Annotated in this window: 14 protein-coding genes and 1 pseudogene; 10 read left to right on the plus strand and 5 right to left on the minus strand. The window is 64.8% G+C overall.

The genetic code is table 11. The annotated features are described in order from the left end of the window. Positions 1–189 precede the first annotated feature (189 nt). From P3W85_RS13750 to rfbG, 4 genes are all read left to right on the plus strand, one after another. Positions 190–2,433 carry a tetratricopeptide repeat protein gene (locus P3W85_RS13750; protein WP_276265186.1) on the plus strand — a complete coding sequence of 748 codons (2,244 nt, stop codon included), beginning with the start codon at positions 190–192 and terminating at the stop codon, positions 2,431–2,433. Between the two features lie 112 nt (positions 2,434–2,545). Continuing rightward, the gene (locus tag P3W85_RS13755; protein WP_276265187.1) at positions 2,546–4,771 is read left to right on the plus strand and encodes a tetratricopeptide repeat protein; all 2,226 of its coding nucleotides are present in this window, start codon (positions 2,546–2,548) and stop codon (positions 4,769–4,771) included. Further along, positions 4,768–5,541: a glucose-1-phosphate cytidylyltransferase gene (gene rfbF, locus P3W85_RS13760; protein ID WP_276265188.1), complete on the plus strand. Its 774-nt coding sequence runs from the start codon at positions 4,768–4,770 to the stop codon at positions 5,539–5,541. The genes P3W85_RS13755 and rfbF overlap by 4 nt, the downstream gene beginning before the upstream one ends. Beyond that, complete coding sequence (rfbG, locus tag P3W85_RS13765) at positions 5,526–6,662, plus strand: CDP-glucose 4,6-dehydratase (protein WP_430869543.1); 1,137 nt, start codon at positions 5,526–5,528, stop codon at positions 6,660–6,662. The genes rfbF and rfbG overlap by 16 nt, the downstream gene beginning before the upstream one ends. A 17-nt stretch (positions 6,663–6,679) precedes the next feature. Here the strand turns inward: rfbG and P3W85_RS13770 are convergent, their stop codons facing one another. The 5 genes from P3W85_RS13770 to fliE all read right to left on the minus strand — a co-directional run bounded on the left by P3W85_RS13770 (position 6,680) and on the right by fliE (position 10,893). Beyond that, on the minus strand, positions 6,680–7,168 hold the full coding sequence (locus tag P3W85_RS13770) for an acyltransferase (RefSeq protein ID WP_276265189.1): 489 nt from the start codon (positions 7,166–7,168) through the stop codon (positions 6,680–6,682). Beyond that, a complete protein-coding gene (locus P3W85_RS13775; protein ID WP_276265190.1) occupies positions 7,165–8,067 on the minus strand; it encodes an NAD-dependent epimerase/dehydratase family protein in 903 nt (300 codons plus the stop codon). Before P3W85_RS13775 ends, P3W85_RS13770 begins: the two co-directional genes overlap by 4 nt. Beyond that, complete coding sequence (locus P3W85_RS13780; protein ID WP_276265191.1) at positions 8,064–8,636, minus strand: dTDP-4-dehydrorhamnose 3,5-epimerase family protein; 573 nt, start codon at positions 8,634–8,636, stop codon at positions 8,064–8,066. Before P3W85_RS13780 ends, P3W85_RS13775 begins: the two co-directional genes overlap by 4 nt. A gap of 2 nt (positions 8,637–8,638) precedes the next feature. Further along, on the minus strand, positions 8,639–9,955 hold the full coding sequence (rfbH, locus tag P3W85_RS13785; RefSeq protein WP_276265192.1) for a lipopolysaccharide biosynthesis protein RfbH: 1,317 nt from the start codon (positions 9,953–9,955) through the stop codon (positions 8,639–8,641). Between the two features lie 617 nt (positions 9,956–10,572). Further along, entirely contained in the window at positions 10,573–10,893 is a 321-nt protein-coding gene (gene fliE, locus P3W85_RS13790) for a flagellar hook-basal body complex protein FliE (protein ID WP_035808705.1), read from the minus strand. 521 nt (positions 10,894–11,414) lie between these two features. Between fliE and fliF the strand changes: the two genes are divergently transcribed. The 6 genes and pseudogenes from fliF to P3W85_RS13820 form a co-directional block, all read left to right on the plus strand. Next, a complete protein-coding gene (gene fliF, locus P3W85_RS13795) occupies positions 11,415–13,112 on the plus strand; it encodes a flagellar basal-body MS-ring/collar protein FliF (protein WP_276265193.1) in 1,698 nt (565 codons plus the stop codon). Further along, a complete protein-coding gene (gene fliG / locus P3W85_RS13800; protein WP_017229734.1) occupies positions 13,102–14,094 on the plus strand; it encodes a flagellar motor switch protein FliG in 993 nt (330 codons plus the stop codon). Before fliF ends, fliG begins: the two co-directional genes overlap by 11 nt. Further along, positions 14,081–14,926 (plus strand): flagellar assembly protein FliH, encoded by an 846-nt coding sequence (gene fliH / locus P3W85_RS13805; protein ID WP_276265194.1) that lies wholly within the window; start codon positions 14,081–14,083, stop codon positions 14,924–14,926. The genes fliG and fliH overlap by 14 nt, the downstream gene beginning before the upstream one ends. Beyond that, entirely contained in the window at positions 14,919–16,379 is a 1,461-nt protein-coding gene (gene fliI / locus P3W85_RS13810; protein ID WP_276265195.1) for a flagellar protein export ATPase FliI, read from the plus strand. The genes fliH and fliI overlap by 8 nt, the downstream gene beginning before the upstream one ends. After that, complete coding sequence (fliJ, locus tag P3W85_RS13815; RefSeq protein WP_035809767.1) at positions 16,372–16,827, plus strand: flagellar export protein FliJ; 456 nt, start codon at positions 16,372–16,374, stop codon at positions 16,825–16,827. Before fliI ends, fliJ begins: the two co-directional genes overlap by 8 nt. A gap of 35 nt (positions 16,828–16,862) precedes the next feature. Further along, positions 16,863–17,193: pseudogene (locus tag P3W85_RS13820) on the plus strand (flagellar hook-length control protein FliK); the annotation flags it as partial.

The raw sequence follows: 17,193 nt of genomic DNA on the forward strand, positions 1-17,193 counted from the left end.
CGACTGTCCCGCCTCTGGAATTGGCCTCGTTTTTGGCCCGTATTCCGGCCTCCCCGCGCTTGCCGTCCTGATAACTTTCAGGGGCCGGAACAGCCTGGCAATCACCGCCGCAAACCGCCTTGCCCGGTATGCGGCGGCATCGCCAACAAGCGCATTGCCTGTACCAGCCCGCCAAGACGGGCCCAACCGATGAAACCTATCCAGATTGCTCCCAAGTCTCCCCGCCAGATCGAGAAGGCTCGCACAGCCTATCAGGCCGGCCAGTACCGCGTTGTACTCAGGGAAGCCGAGAATGCGGAGCGGATACTTGGCAAGCGGGCCGATGCCTCCTACTGGCAGATGGCCGCGTGGCTGGCACTACAGGACACCAGGAAGGCCGGCGAGATCCTGCACGACGGGCTGCAGCATTTCCCGGACGATATCGAACTGATGTCTCTCGGCGGCTTCGTCCTGCTGCGCAACGGCGAGCACGAGGAAGCCAGGCAACTGCTGCAGCGATGTGTCGGCGCCGACCCCGGCTCGCTCAGCGCCTGGGTGCACTATGCCGCCCTGCTGCTGGAATTGCGCGAGCCCGCGGCGGCCAGGGAGGCCGCCAGCAAGGCGCTGGCGATCAACCCCAACGAGGCCACCGCGGCCTGCAACTACGCCCTGGCCCTGAAGGAAACGGGTGAAATGGCCGAGGCCATGCCTGCCCTGCGCAAGGCGGTAAAGCTGGCCCCGGGCAACATCGCCATCCGGGCCAACCTGCTGTTCGCCATGCTGTTCGCCGAGGACACCACGGCGCCCGAGCTGCTGCGCGAAGCCAAGACCTACGAGACGCTGCTGCTGGCCGGCCCGCGCCTGCCGCGCGAAGCCGGCGCGCCGCGGCGTACCAGCGGTCCGATCCGCCTGGGCCTGTTCTCGAACGACCTGATGCGGCACGCCTGTGCCTACTTCATCCTGCCGCTGATGGCGCATCTGGACCGCTCGCGGGTAGAGGTGGTGGCACTCTCGCTCAACCCGCTGAGCGACCATGTCACCGACAAGATCCGGCTGCACGCCAATGAGTTCATCGAGCTGGCGGGCAAAACCACGGCCGACGTCGTGGAGACCATTCGCAACGCGCAGCTGGACGTCGTGATGGATCTCGGCGGGCATACCGGCAATTCGCCGCTGCCATACATGGTCCACGGGCTGGCTCCGGTGCAGATGACATGGCTGGGCTATCCCGGCAGCACCGGACTGAAATCCATCCACTACCGCATCAGCGACGCGACCTGCGACCCGGAAGGCTTCGAGCCCCACTACAGCGAGACCCTGCTCAGGGCGCCCACCGTCTTCTGCACGTACGCGCCGCTGGTACACAGCCCCCTGAATGCGTACGGCCCAAAGTACCGGGTCCAGGAGACGCCGGCGCTGCGCACCGGCGCGATCACTTTCGGCTCCTGCAACAACCTGGGCAAGGTCACCGATCAGACCGTGGCACTGTGGCACGCGGTGCTGGCGCGTTGCCCGGGCAGCCGCCTGCTGATCGAAGCACGCGACCTCGACAACGAAGCCGTCAGCGGCCCTCTGCTGGCCCGCCTGGCGCGTGCCGGCATCGACCCGGTCCGCGTGGCTTGCATCCCCAGGCTGGCGACGAACCAGTACCTGACTTACCACGACATCGACATCATGCTGGACACCGTGCCGCTGACCGGCGGCACCACCACCTGCGACGCCTTGTGGATGGGCGTGCCTGTGATCACGCTGGCGGGGGCGGCCTTCCACTCGCGCATGTCGGCCAGCTTCCTGCATGCGCTCGGCCTGGATGGCCTGATCTGCCGCGATGCGCAAGAGTACGTCGAGATGGCCGCGCAACTGGCCGCAGATGCGGGCCAGCTCAACGCCTTGCGCCTGTCGCTGCGGCAGCGTTTCGAGCAGGGTCCCCTGGCCGACGGCGCCGCCTTCGCGCGCTGGATGGAAGACCAGCTTGCCAAGGCGGTCGGTCCGCACCGGCCGGTCGACAGCATGCCCGGCTCGCACGATGGCGTGTACTTCTCCGGCACCTGGCACACCATGGCGGAAATCGTGATCGCGGTTGCCGGCTTGCTGGAGGCCCGGCGCCATATCGAACTGCGCGCCCTGCTCGAGAACTTCTCCGCGAAGTGGCCCAGGCACTGGATGGTGCCCTACGTGCTGGCCGAAATCGAGCACCGCAACGGGCAGCACGAGGCAGCGGTCGACTACCTGATGGAAAGCATCGGCTTGCGTACCTATCACCTGCCGCTGTTCCGCCTGCTTAACGCCCGGCTGGACGAGTACCAGTATGACAAGAGCATGCTGGGCGAATTCCTCCAGCAGCAGTTGGGCGTGACGCTGGCATTCCTGGAGCAGCAGGGCGCGCCCACGGTGCTGGAAGTCCTCGGCATCGAGGTCGGGCAGGAAGCAGAGGCCGAGCGGGAACATGCCTGAGCCATCCATGCAAACCCGCAAACCTCGGCAAACCTGGCTATCTGAACCGTTGCCAGCCCGTCATCGAGCACACGCCCCCCATTGCCGCGCCCGGTAAATCAATCCGTCCAATATGAAGAACCTCGCAAACAGCTCCAAGGCGGACCGTTACATCAAGAAAGCCGAGAACAGCCATGCTACGGGGCAGTTCGAGGCAGCGATCGGCTACGCGGAGAAGGCCCTGAAGCTCAAGCCGCGGCTGCGCGCCGCCTTCTACTGGCACGCCCTCTCCTTGCTGCTGCTGCACCGGCAGGAAGATGCACTCCGTGTCGCGGAGGAAGGCTTGAAGATGCACCCGGGACAGCCGGACATGATGACCGTCTGCGGCCGCATCCTCGCCACGACGGGCCGGCTGGAACATGCCAGGACCTTGCTGCAGGACTGCGTGGCGCGGCACCCTCGCTATCTTGAGGCCTGGGCGAACTACGCCATCGTGCTGCGCCAGCTGGGCCTGCACGCCGACGCCAAGCAGGCGTCGCTCAAAGCCGTCGAGATCGCGCCGGACCATCCCGTCGTGTTGGCCAACTATGCCAATGACCTGAAAGACACCGGCTTCGCCGAAGACGCGATCACGACGCTCAGGCGCGCCGCGGCAAGCGCCCCGACCAACAAGAACATCCGCTCGAACCTGCTGTTCATGCTGCTGTTCGGCGACAAGACCAGCGCGGGCGACCTGCTGGCCGAGGCCGGCAACTTTGCCCGGGTACTCGCCCGCGAGCGCCTGCCGGAATTGCCCGTGGTGGCCAGGCCGCGCGCCGAACGGATCCGGCTCGGGATCCTGTCAAACGACCTGTACCGGCACGCCTGTGCCTATTTCCTTATCCCGCTTATCGCCAACATCGATCGCGCGCGCTTCGAGGTGGTGGCGCTTGGCCTGCAATCGACCCAGGACACTGTCACGCGCAAGATCTCCATCTATTGCGACCGCTATGTGAACCTGGCCAAGAAGCCGGAAGCGGAAATCGTGCAGGCGGTACGGGAGGAGAACATCGATGTGCTGATCGACCTGGGCGGCTATACCGGCATCTCGCCGCTGCACTATATGGTGTATGGCCTGGCGCCGGTGCAGCTCACCTGGCTCGGCTATCCCGGCAGCACCGGCATGCCCGCCATCCAGCATCGCGTCACCGACCGGATCGGAGATCCGGCCGGCACCGAGTCGAACTACACCGAGAACCTCCTGTACGCGCCCGGCGTGTTCGCGGTCTACCACCCGCTGATCGGCAGCCCGCTGCAGGTCTACCAGCCCGACTACCAGGTCCGGGAAACACCCGCGCTGCGCAACGGCTTCATCACCTTCGGCTCCTGCAACAACATCGGCAAGCTGACCGACCGCACCCTGCGGCTGTGGAGCGCGGTGCTGGCGCGCTGCCCCGGCAGCCGCCTGCTGATCGAAGCGGCAGGACTCGACCGGGAAGCAGTGCGGGGACCGCTGCTGGCGCGCATGGAACAGGCCGGCATCGACACGCAATGCGTCGTCTGCGTGCCAAGGGAAGGCAAGAACCAGTACCTGACCTACCATGACATCGACATCGCGCTGGATACATCACCGGTAACCGGCGGCACCACCACCTGCGACACGCTATGGATGGGCGTGCCGCTGGTCTCGCTGGCCGGGCAAGCATTCCATAGCCGGATGTCCGCACCTTTCCTGCACGCGGTGGGATTGGATGGCCTCATCTGCAATACCGAGGAGGCTTACGTGGCGATGGCTGCTCAGCTTGCCGCGGACCCGGAGCAGCTCAACGCGCTCCGTCTCACTTTGCGGCATCGCTTCGAGAAGAGCGCCATCGCCGACATCGCTGGCTTCACGCGCTGGTTCGAAGCCCAAGCGATACAACTGATCGGCCAGCACCGGGACGTGAGCCATCTCCAGCCTCGCACGCAGGATGGCGTGTTCTGCAACGGAGCCTGGCACTCCATGGAAGCGCTGGTGCTCACGATCGGGCTGCTGCTTGATGAAGGGCGACACTTCGAGTTGAACGGCCTGCTGGAAAACATGTCGGCCAAGTGGAGCAAGCACTGGCTGATCGCGTTCGCGCTGGGCGAGATGGAGCAACACGTCGGCAACCACGAGCGTGCCCTTGAACTGTTGATGGAAGCCATCAACCTGCGTCCATACCACCTGCCGCTCTACCGCTTGCTGAGCGCGCGTATGCGGGAGGGCGGTCACGACACGAGTCCCGTGGCCGATATCCTGCAACAGCAGTTCTGCCTCGACCTGGCCTTGATCGAAAGCCAGGGCAAACCCTCGACCCACGAAGTCCTCGGGATCCAAGTACTGGAGAAAGCTGCATGAAAGCCGTCATCCTGGCGGGCGGGCTGGGTACCCGCATATCCGAAGAATCTCACCTCAGACCCAAGCCCATGATCGAGATCGGCGGCAAACCGATCCTGTGGCATATCATGAAGATCTATGCGGCACACGGCATCAGTGACTTCATCATCTGCCTCGGCTACAAGGGCTACGTCATCAAGGAATACTTCGCCAATTACTTTCTGCACATGTCGGATGTCACTTTCGACATGTCGGAGAATCGCATGGAAGTACATTGCCGCAAGGCCGAGCCGTGGCGCGTAACGCTGGTCGACACCGGCGACGACTCGCAAACCGGCGGCCGGCTGCGACGCGTGCGGGATTACCTCACGCCGGGTGAGTCGTTCTGCTTCACCTATGGCGACGGCGTATCCGACATCGACCTCACCGCAGAGATCGCCTTTCACCGCAACCACGGCCGCTGGGCGACCGTTGCCGCGGTGCAACCGCCTGGCCGCTACGGCGCGCTGGAGCGTACCAAGGAAGGCATGGTTTCCGGCTTCGCAGAGAAGCCGCGCGGGGATGGCGCATGGATCAATGGCGGCTTTTTCGTGCTGCAACCGGAAGCAATCGACCTGATCGCGAACGATGGGATCAGCTGGGAACAGGCTCCCATGGAAGAACTCGCAAAACGCGGGCACCTACTGGCCTTCGAACACGGAGGCTTCTGGCAACCCATGGATACCTTGCGCGAAAAAAACATGCTTGAGCAATTGTGGCAAGCCGGAACAGCCCCTTGGAAGATCTGGTGAACCGCATGCGCAATACTTACGTGGGCCGCTCGGTCTTCCTGACCGGCCACACTGGATTCAAAGGCTCCTGGATGAGCGCCTGGCTGGCGCGCCTGGGCGCCCGTGTCACCGGCTACGCGTTGCCCGCCCCGTCGCAACCGAGCCTGTTTGCACTGGCCGGCATCGAAGATGCCCTGGAGGCGCATCACCTTGCCGATGTCCGCGATTCCGCTGCACTGGAAAACGCCCTGCGGGCGGCGCAGCCTGAGATTGTCTTCCATCTCGCGGCACAACCACTGGTGCGCGCCAGCTACCGCGACCCGGCCACGACCTGGGCAACCAATGTCATGGGCACCGTCAACCTTCTTGAGGCTTGCCGCCATTGTCCATCTGTGCGCGCCATCGTCATCGTCACGACTGACAAGTGCTACGACAACAAGGAATGGCTGTGGGGATATCGGGAGTCCGATCCTCTTGGCGGCTACGATCCATACAGCGCAAGCAAGGCGGGGGCCGAACTCGTGACGGCCAGTTATCGTCAGGCGTTCCTGGATCAGCAAGGGGTGCTTGTTGCAACTGCGCGCGCGGGGAATGTGATTGGCGGCGGCGACTGGTCCGAGGATCGCTTGCTTCCGGATGCGGCGCGCGCCGTTGCCGGCCGTGGCACGCTGAGAATCCGTCATCCGGAGGCCACTCGCCCATGGCAGCATGTGCTGGAGTCCCTCAACGGATACCTCTTGCTCGGTGCCAGGCTGCTGGCTGGTGAACGCGAATTCGCCTCAGCTTTCAACTTCGGGCCGGAGGCCTGTGACAACCAACCTGTTTCGGAAGTGCTGGCTCTGCTTCAGAAGCACTGGCCAGGCCTGAACTGGGAAGCCGATACGGCAACTGGAGCCGAAGCGCCACATGAAGCCCGCTATCTCTACCTGGATTCATCCAAGGCCAAGCGGATGCTGTCCTGGCACTCACGCTGGTCACTCAGCCAGGCGCTGGCTGCCACAGCCGAATGGTATCGGCATGTACATGAGGAGCCCGGCCTTGCTCGCCATGTCATGGAATACCAGATCGAGCAATTCTCGCAAGACGGCACCATGCCGTTGACCGTCAAGGCGGAATTGGCGGATTCGGTGGAATCGGCGTGATGGAACCTGGATCCGGACTAGTCTCGATGGCGAACCACCTTCGCAGGATTACCGGCGATCACCGAATACTCCGGCCAGGCACCCTTGAGCACGGTACCTGCGCCCACCACGCAACCACGTCCCAGAAAGGTCCCGTCCAGCAAGACACAATTGGCGCCGATCCAGCAATCGTCTTCCACAACGATGCCGCCCTTTGATGGCATAAAACGCTGCTCGATAATCGTTCGGCCACGCTCGCGATACTGGTGATTGGTAGGCGCAAGAGTGGTATTGGCGGCAATCAGAACGCCCTCGCCGAGCTTGACACCGTTGCCGGAGTAGATGACCACGCCGGAATTCAGATAACAGTAAGGACCGATCTCGACGTCACCATCGCCTCCGGCGAACTTGATTTTGACAAAGCTATCTATCGTAACGTGATCGGCAACAGCCACGTGGTTCCCTCTCACGGAACGCTCAATGTCGGCCATTGGCGATACCTTGGCCAGGGCTGATATCCGGTTCATTGCGGATTCGCCATCAGCCAGCGCGCTACGCCGCGCAGGAATGCAGCCATGTCATCCTCTTTCATGCAGTTCTCGAGTGGCCAGTGCTTGGAAATGAAGCTGTAGGCCGTTTCGCGTGGCGAAGCGTTCCCGAGAGAAACCTTGACCTCCCGTGCCGTCTCGGCCCGGACGATGCGAGCGGACAGCTCGGCAAGTTCAGCCATGCTCCAAGCCGTACCGGCTATATGAGTGATTGCCGGAAGCTCCCCCGCAAGCGCAGCAATCACCGATCTCCTCAGAAACGAGAGCGATACATAATTCCTCACCGGCGCGCCGTTCGTCAGCAAGCTGATCGCTGCGTTCGTTACGGCTTGCCGCGTAAAATCAAACGGTGCCAGGGTCCAGCGATCGAAAGTGCCCCAGTCTGCAGGCTCCCCAAAGAGATTGGATGCCCGTAAAATGCAGACTTGCGCTCCGGTACGGCGACCTTGCATCAGAAAGGCCTGCTCGGCCATCCAGTGCGTCATGCCGTAATCGTTCGCGGGTGCCGGCACAGTGCACTCGTCCAGTGTTCCGCTTGGGGCCCCAAACACGTGGAAGGTGGAGAGATAGAGCAGGCGGCGGATTCCAGCTGACTCCGCAGCACGCAACAGTGCTTGCGTAGAGGTGACGTTTGCCGTGTAGGCGGAAACGGGCTCCTGTCGGCACATCACCTCGTTTGCGGCCGCCATATGGATTAATGCGTCTATATCGCTCGGAATCGCGAGGCGAGCCAGGTTCTCTGGGCGCAACAAATCCATGTAGACATCATCGTTCCGACGCCTCCCCGCAGTCAGCACCGTCAATCCGCAAGCGCGCAGGCCAGCCTGAATGGCGGCTCCAGCGTAGCCGGATGCTCCGGTCAACAGCACCTTCCTCATCTTTTTCCTGTTTCGCTATCGCTGTTGGCCAGGTAGGCATCCAGCGCCGGGAATTGCTGGTCGCGCGCCGAAAGGATCGGTTCGACCGTGGCCGGCCCATCCGTCCACCAGTCGATTCCCACCCCGTGGACATGGACGCCGGCATCGGCCGCGGGATCGTGCACCGAAGAAACGAGGTACCACATCTGCGTATTTTCCACGTGCGCCGCGAAACCGTGCGCGACGCCTCGCGGCACATATAGCACCTCGGGAGCGTCCGCCGAGAGAATCAGACTCGTGCTGGCACCAAACGTCGGCGACCCCGGGCGCAGATCGACCAGCCCGTCACGCGCCCTGCCGCTCAGACAACAAACCAGCTTCGCGTGGTCCTTTGGCGGGCGCTGGAAGTGCATACCGCGAATGACTCCGGCGCGCGACGTTGACACGAACGACTCGGTGAAGTCCGTCTCCAGCCCCAGTCCGGCAAGCGTTGGCGCGTGAAACAACTTAAAGAAGTCTCCGCGGGAATCCTCCAAGCGGTTGCCCAGCAGACGGAAGCAGCCGGCAAGCGCTAACGGCTCCAGGCGCATGCTTAAAACCCGATCCCGAAGAATTGCTCCAGTTTCCCGGCCATGAAATCGAGCATGTCCTCGCTCAAACCCGGATAGACGCCGACCCAGAATGTGTCGTTCATCACGATGTCCGAGTTGCGCAGATCCCCTGAGATGCGGTATTTTCGCCCTTGCATATAGGGCTGCCGGACAAGATTTCCCGCAAACAGAAGCCGGGTGCCAATGCGGTACTGATCCAGATAGGAGATCAGATCCGCCCGCCGCACTCCCGCCTCCGGCCGCAAGGTCATTGGGAATCCAAACCAGGAAGGATCCGAGCGCGGGGTCGCCTCCGGCAAGATCAGGGCATCGCTGCATCGGCCCAGACGGTCTTTCAGGTAGGCGAAGTTCCGCTTGCGTGTCGCAATGAACTCTTGCACACGATCCAGCTGCGCAAGACCGCATGCCGCTTGCATGTCCGTGATCTTGAGGTTGTACCCGAGGTGCGAGTAGCTGTACTTGTGATCGTACCCTTCAGGAAGCGAGCCGAGCTTCCAGCAGAAGCGCCGGCCACAAGTATTGTCCTTGCCCGGCGGGCAATAGCAATCGCGCCCCCAGTCACGAAACGACTCGGCAATCTGCCGGAGCGTATCGTTGTTGGTGAAGACCGCCCCGCCCTCGCCCATCGTGATGTGATGGGCAGGATAGAAGCTCAACGTAGCAATATCGCCGAAGCCGCCCACGAGTTCACCGTCGTAGGTTGCCCCCAAGGCGTCACAGCAGTCCTCCACTAGCCACAGATTGTGCTTACGACAGAGCGCCGTTACCACTTCGAGGTTGTACGGGTTGCCTAGCGTGTGCGCAAGCATGATGGCCCGGGTACGGGGCGAGATAGCCTCCTCGATCTTGCTTGCGTCGATATTGTAGGTACCCAGCTCGACATCCACAAAGACGGGAATTGCACCGCACTGCAAGATCGGATTGACGGTGGTCGGGAATCCGGCCGCAACGCCGATCACCTCGTCACCGGGCTGAATTGCCCTGTCGCCAAGCCTGGGGGAAGTCAATGTGGCGAACGCGATCAGGTTAGCGGATGACCCTGAATTCACTGTAAGGACATGACGAACCCCAAGGAGCGCAGCCAGCCGCTTCTCGAATGCCTCGTTAAAGCGCCCCGCCGTTAGCCAGCAATCCAAGGCCGAGTCGACCATGGCCTTCATTTCCGGCGCCCCCACCACTTTCCCGGACGGCGGGATAGCCGACTGCCCTGCCAGAAAGGGGGCCGCCTCGCTCTGCGCCAAGGCTGCGTATTGATCCACCAGGCGGGCAATCTGGGCCCGCAATTCTTCTTTGCTCATTCTGTTCCAACTTTCTCGCTGACTGGCCACTGGAGAGGAAAAACCGGTACGTCGCCGGTGATCACCGTGATACGCATGGAGAGTCCCTCCGGCAGATGCCAAAATGTACGTTCGACCAGCGCATGTTCCGTCACCCCATGGATCTCCCAGGCCAATCGCGTCAAATTCTGGTCATCCGGTCTCTGTCCAAGGCAGCTTCTCAGGAAGGCCTGGTTATGCCAGAGTCTCCTCGCGGAGAATGGCGTGTCCAGCAACACGATACCTTCGCAATCGGGATCCTGCCTTGCTATTTCCAAACCGACAAAAACCGCCGAAGCTCACACCGAGTATCTGATATTCGCCACCAGTGACTTCTGCCATGGCCGGCAGGAGTTCGCGTGCAAAGCCTTCGGTCGAGTACTCAACCGGCTTCCACGATCCTCCCGAACCGGGCAAATCGACAAAAATCAGATTCGTATTGTCTAAGCGTTCAATGCGGCATCGTCATTGCTTCCGTCTTCCATCCACACTGCCATTCAGCTTGTATGCATTGGCCGCACACGAAGAGCGCCGTAGCGCCTTTCTTAACGCGGAGCCTCTGCCTCGGGAAATCTTGATCAACCTCCGGCCCGAATCCCTCAAACCGTCATATTCATCATTTCCTGATAAGCCGCCGTCAGCCGGTTCCTCACCTGCACCCCGGTCTGAAACGACACATTGGCCTTCTGCATATCAATCATCACATCGTTAAGCGCCACCCCGGGCTTACCCATTTCGAACGCTTCGGCCTGGCCGTATGCATGTTCCTGCACGTTGCTGATGCGCGCCAGCGAGCGCTGCAGTTCACCGGCGAAGCCGCTCGGCTCGGCTGCGGCAGCCTGGCTTTGCTGCCCGGTAGCGTTCTGCGCCAGTCCGCGCAGTTGTTGCAGCATGCCGTCGATGGAGGAGATGGTAGTCATGGCGATCCGCTTGGAACCCGCCCCGCCCAAGGCCAGGCATAGCCTGCCTTGGCCAAAACCGGTTCGAGAAAGAGTCATTGAGGGTTGCGCCGGGCACCCGCCCGGGCCGCTGCCGGCAATCCTGCCGCCATGCGCCGCGAATGCCGCAAATACCGCATCCGCGTACGCCGCCTGTGCCAGCCCCCGAAGCGTACCTGCGGCTCCGGCTGGGCCATTGCGGGAATTCGAGTGGAAAACGAGGCTTATTCGCGGGATTGTCCGCACCCGGCTTGGCTGATGATCGATACCGTGCCGAATCTGGGATGACGCTGCCTCGCTTGTCGTGGCGCGCCCCGGTCGGGAACCAGATCTCATCAACTATCGCGGGGAGTACGCGTGTTTTGTCAGCAGCGTGATCTTAGCCATGCCGAAGCCCGGATTTGCCAGGCCCGCCGGGGTGGACGGGGCAGCCCGAGCGGCGCCCGCCACCCGGCCCAGCCGGCCCTATCCCATGCCGGCCCGGCCATGACGGGGGCGCGCGCATGAACGCCGTGGCAGCCCTGTCGGGCAAATCCGAGCTGTTCGAGCGCATCAAGAGCAATCCGCGCCTGCCCATGATGCTTGGCGGCGCGGCCCTCGCCGCAGCCATCGCCGTGGGCGTGCTGTGGTCGCGCGCGCCGGACTACAAGGTGCTCTACAGCAACCTGTCAGAGCGGGACGGCGGCGCCGTCATCGCCTCCCTGCAGCAAATGAACGTGCCGTACAAGTTCGCCGAAGGCGGCGGTGCGGTGATGGTGCCCTCGGAGAAGGTCCATGAGACCCGGCTGCGCCTGGCTTCGCAAGGCCTGCCCAAGAGCGGCACGACCGGCATGGAGCTGATGGACTCGCAGAAGTTCGGCATCAGCCAGTTCGCCGAACAGGTCAACTACCAGCGCGGCCTGGAAGGCGAGCTGGCCCGCTCGATCGAGTCGATCGGCGCGGTGCAGTCGGCACGCGTGCACCTGGCCATTCCCAAGCCCACGCTGTTCGTGCGCGACCGCCAGAAACCCACCGCGTCGGTGGTGCTGCAGCTCTACCCCGGCCGCGCCATCGATGACGGCCAGGTGGCCGCGATCGGCTACCTGGTCTCGTCCAGCGTGCCGGAGCTCACGCCCAAGGCCATCTCGATCGTCGACCAGCACGGCAACCTGCTGTCTGGCAACGGCACCAGCGAGCGCATGCTCGACGCCGGCCAGCTCAAGTACGTGCAGGCGCTGGAGCGCAACTACGCGCAGCGCGTGGAAACCATCCTGGCGCCGATCCTCGGCCAGGACAATGTGCACGCCCAGGTCACCGCCGACGTCGACTTCTCCATCGTCGAGCATACCGACGAGTCGTTCAAGCCCAACCAGGACCCCACCCACGCCGCCATCCGCAGCCAGCAGTCCAGCGAGTCGAGCCAGCAAGGCGCGGCCCCGGCCGGCGGCGTGCCCGGCGCGCTGTCCAACCAGCCGCCCGCACCGGCCACCGCGCCGATCGCCACGGCCCAGCCGCCGCGTCCGGGCCAGCCCAACCAACCGGGGCAGCAAGGTCAGGCAGGCCAGCAAGCGCAGGCCGGCGCCACCGCCTCGGCCCAGACCGGCCCGAGCAGCAGCCGCAAGGACTCCACCACCAATTACGAACTCGACCGCACCGTGCGCCATGTGCAGCAGGCGCCGGGCGGCGTGAAGCGCCTGTCGGTGGCGGTGGTCGTCAACTACCGCCAGAAGGCCGGCGCCAACGGCAAGATGGTCTCCGAGCCCCTGCCTGCCGCGCAGCTGGCCCAGATAGAGAACCTGACCAAGGAAGCCATGGGCTTCTCGGCCGACCGGGGCGACTCGCTCAATGTGGTCAACAGCCCGTTCACCGCCGATACCGATGTCAAGCCCGAGCTGCCGCTGTGGAAACAGCCGGAGATGATCGCGCTGGCCAAGACCGGTGCCGGCTACCTGCTGCTGGCCCTGCTGGCCCTGTTCGTGTGGTTCAAGGTGGCGCGTCCGGTGCTGCGCAAGTACACCGCGCCGCCCCTGCCGCCGCCGCAGGAAACGTCGGACAACAACGAAGCCGTATTGCTGCCGCCTGAAGAGCCGACCAATCCGGAAGTCCTGCGGCTCGCCGCCAAATATGAAAGCGATCTCGCCCTGGTGCGCGACGCCGCGCAACGCGACCCGCGCCTGGTTGCCAGTGTGATCAAGAACTGGATGTCTAGCGATGACCGATGAAGGATTGCAGAAGAGCGCCATCCTGATGATGTCGCTCGGTGAAGACGCTGCTGCAGAAGTCTTCAAACACCTCGGCCCGCGCGAGGTACAGAGCCTGGGCTCGGCCATGGCCACGCTCAACTCGGTGACGCGCGACCAGGTGGCCGAGGTACTGGCCGAATTCCGCTCCGAGACTGAGCAGTACCTCGCGCTCAACATCGATTCGAGCGCCTTTATCCGCAGCGTGCTGAACAAGGCGCTGGGCGAGGAACGCGCGGTATCGGTGATCGAGGACATCCTCGAATCCCGCGACCCGGGCGCCGGCATCGATTCGCTGAACTGGATGGATTCCACCTCGGTGGCCGAGCTGATCCGCGACGAGCACCCGCAGATCATCGCCACCATCCTGATCCACCTGGACCGGCAGAAGTCGTCCGAGATCGTCAGCATGTTCACGGACCGCCTGCGCAACGACGTGATCCTGCGTATCGCCACCTTCGGCGGCGTGCAGCCGGGCGCCCTGCAGGAACTGACCGACGTGCTGACCAAGCTGCTGGCGGGCCAGAGCCTCAAGCGCAGCCGCATGGGCGGCGTGCGTACGGCGGCCGAGATCATCAACCTGATGAGCACGGCTCACGAAGAGGCGGTGATCGAAGGCGTGCGCCTGCACGACGGCGACCTCGCGCAGAAGATCATCGACGAGATGTTCCTGTTCGAGAACCTGCTCGAAGTGGACGACCGCGGCATCCAGCGCGTGCTCAAGGAAGTGGCGACCGAATCGCTCATCGTCGCGCTCAAGGGCGCGCCGGCGGAGCTGCGCGACAAGTTCATCCGCAATATGTCCACCCGCGCCGGCGAAATGCTGCGCGAAGATCTCGACGCGCTGGGCCCGGTACGGGTCTCGCAGGTCGAGGCAGAGCAGAAGAACATCCTCCAGGTGGTAAGACGCCTGGCCGAAGCCGGCGAAGTTGTGATCGGTGGTGGCGACGATGCCTACGTCTGAACGTGCCCTGCGCCAGTTCCGCGAGCTTGCCGCGGACAGCGACTACGCCGATGCCCGCGCCGAGCGGCGCGGCGATGCAAATCCCGGCCGCGGCGCGGACCAGCGCGCCGTGCCGCGGCAGGCCGGCTTCGAGAGCTTTGCCGCGCCGCAAACGCGCTCCCAGCAGAAGAGCGGCTGGCAGCGCTGGCAGATGCTGTCGCTGGATCCGCGCCAAGCCGAGCCGGATCCGGCACAGTTCATGCCGCTCGAACCCGCCCCGCCGCCCATCGACTTTGCCGCGCTCGACGCCATGCGCGAAGGCGCGCGCACGGAGGGCTACGCCCAGGGTTACACCCAGGGCCAGACCCAGGGCTACGGCGACGGCCACCGCGAAGGCTATGCACGCGGCCTGGAAAGCGCGCGCAACGAGGCTGCCCGCCTGCAGGAACTGGCCGCCACCTTCAACCACGCGCTTGGGCGTGTCGACGAGGAAGTGGCCCAGACCCTGATCGCGCTGGCGCTGGATGTCGCGCGGCAGCTGGTGCACCAGGCCGTGCAGGCCGATCCCGGCGTGCTGCTGCCGGCGGTGCGCGAACTGCTGGCGGCCGAGCCTGCCCTGTCGGGCTCGCCCTGCCTGATGCTCAATCCCGACGACGTGGCCCTGGTGGAGACCCACCTGGCCGGCGAGCTGCAGGCCGCCGGCTGGAGCGTGCGCGCCGACGCTGCGGTGGCGCGCGGCGGCTGCGTGGCAAGTGCCGCCAGCGGCGAGCTCGACGCCACGCTCTCCACGCGCTGGAGCCGCGTGGTCAAGGCGCTCGGACGCGACGACCCGTGGGAGCCGCCCCATGCCTGATTCCGCGGCAAGCACGGCGAATGCCGCCGGCAATTCCGGCCTGCATGCCCAGCGCTGGCGCGACGCGCTCACCGCCGCATCGGCCGGCATTGCCGAGATCGACAGCAAGCGCAGCTGCGGCCGCCTGACCCGTGCCGCCGGCCTGGTGCTCGAAGCCATCGGCCTGCGCTTGCCGGTGGGCAGCGACTGCCTGATCGAGCTGCCCGGCGGCCAGTCGCCCGGCAAGAACGCCGGCCCGCGCCTGGCCGAGGCGGAAGTGGTTGGCTTCGGCGCCGACCGGCTTTACCTGATGCCGCAATCCGATGTGGTGGGCCTGGTGCCCGGCGCGCGCGTCTATCCGCTCGAACCCACGCCCTTGCCCAGCGGCGACGCCACCCCGCGCGAGCCGGGCTCGAAGCGCCTGCCGGTGGGCGAAGGCCTGCTGGGCCGCGTGCTCGACGCCGCCGGCCGCCCGCTGGACGGGCTCGGCCCGATTACCGCCGCCACCGAGGTCACGCTGGCCGGCGCGCAGATCAACCCGCTGTCGCGCGCGCCCATCGAGACCGTGCTCGATGTCGGCGTGCGCGCCATCAACGGCATGCTCACGGTGGGCCGCGGCCAGCGCATGGGCCTGTTCGCCGGCTCCGGCGTGGGCAAGAGCGTGCTGCTGGGCATGATGGCGCGCTACACCAGCGCCGAAGTGATCGTGGTCGGCCTGATCGGCGAGCGCGGCCGCGAAGTGAAGGACTTCATCGAGAACATCCTGGGCGAGGACGGACGCGCGCGCTCGGTGGTGGTGGCCGCGCCAGCCGACACCTCGCCGCTGCTGCGCATGCAGGGCGCCGCCTACGCCACGCGCCTGGCCGAGTATTTCCGCGACCAGGGCCGCCATGTGCTGCTGATCATGGACTCGCTCACGCGCTATGCCATGGCCCAGCGCGAGATCGCGCTGGCCATCGGCGAGCCGCCTGCCACCAAGGGCTATCCGCCCTCGGTGTTCGCCAAGCTGCCGACGCTGGTGGAGCGCGCCGGCAACGGCGCCGAAGGCGGCGGCTCGATCACCGCCTTCTATACCGTGCTGACCGAGGGCGACGACCAGCAGGACCCGATCGCCGATTCGGCGCGCGCCATTCTCGACGGCCACATCGTGCTGTCGCGCAGCCTGGCGGAATCCGGCCACTACCCCGCCATTGATGTGGAGGCATCGATCAGCCGGGCCATGACGGCGCTGATCGAGCCGCCGCAGTTTGCCTCGGTACGGCGCTTCAAGCAGCTGATGTCGCGCTACCAGCGCAACCGGGACCTGATCAGCGTGGGCGCGTACGTGCCGGGCAACGATCCCGAACTGGACTACGCCATCCAGCTGCATCCGCGCATGGAAGCCTTTCTTCAGCAGGACATTCACGAGCGCGCCGGTTACGACGACTCGATAGGCCAGTTGCATAGTCTCTTCCAACGGAGTGAACATGGCTAAGCCATCTGCATTGAATACCTTGGCCGACCTGGCCCAGAACGATACGGATGCCGCCGCGCGCGAGCTGGGCCGGCTGCAGGGCTTGCGCAACCAGGCAGAGCAGCAGCTCGGCGCACTCACCCAGTACCGGCAGGAGTACCGCGAGCGCATGCAGGCCATCGCCCAGGACGGCATGACCTCCACCCGCTGGCAAGACTTCGCGCAGTTCCTGGCCTCGCTCGACACCGCCATCCGCCAGCAGACCGAGGCGCTGGCCCGGGCCGAGGCGCAACTGCTTGCCGGCCGCGCCAACTGGCAGCAGCAAAAGCGCCGCCAGAACTCCTTCGACACCCTGATCACGCGCAACGAAACGCGCGAGCAGCAAGCTACCTTGCGCCGCGAGCAACGCGATACCGACGAATACGCCGCCCGCGCCGCCCGCCTGCAAGTCGCAGGCCGCCACCGCTAAGCGGCTGAGCCGCCCCAGCCAGACCGAATCCCAACATGATCGATATCAGCCAGATTGTCAGCAACACCGCCGCAGCCTCCGCGAGCAAGGCCGGCAGCGCCGGCAACGCCGATGCGAACTCGCAGGGGTTCGGCGATGCCCTGGCACGCGCCCGCAACGACAGCCGCAACAGCAGCGCTAGCGCGAACAGCGCCGCCGTCAGCCCGCCCGCGCAGGCTGCGCAGCCCGCGCAGAGCAGCGCGGTGGCCGCCAAGCCGTCGGGCCGCAGCGACGACAAAGAGGACGACAGCACGGACCAGGCGGTGAATCCGGCCGCCCAGGCCGCCGCGGCCGCATTGGCTGCCCTGCTGCCCGCACAGCCCACGC

The sequence above is a fragment of the Cupriavidus basilensis genome (assembly GCF_029335485.1).
Taxonomy (GTDB): Bacteria; Pseudomonadota; Gammaproteobacteria; order Burkholderiales; family Burkholderiaceae; genus Cupriavidus; species Cupriavidus basilensis_E.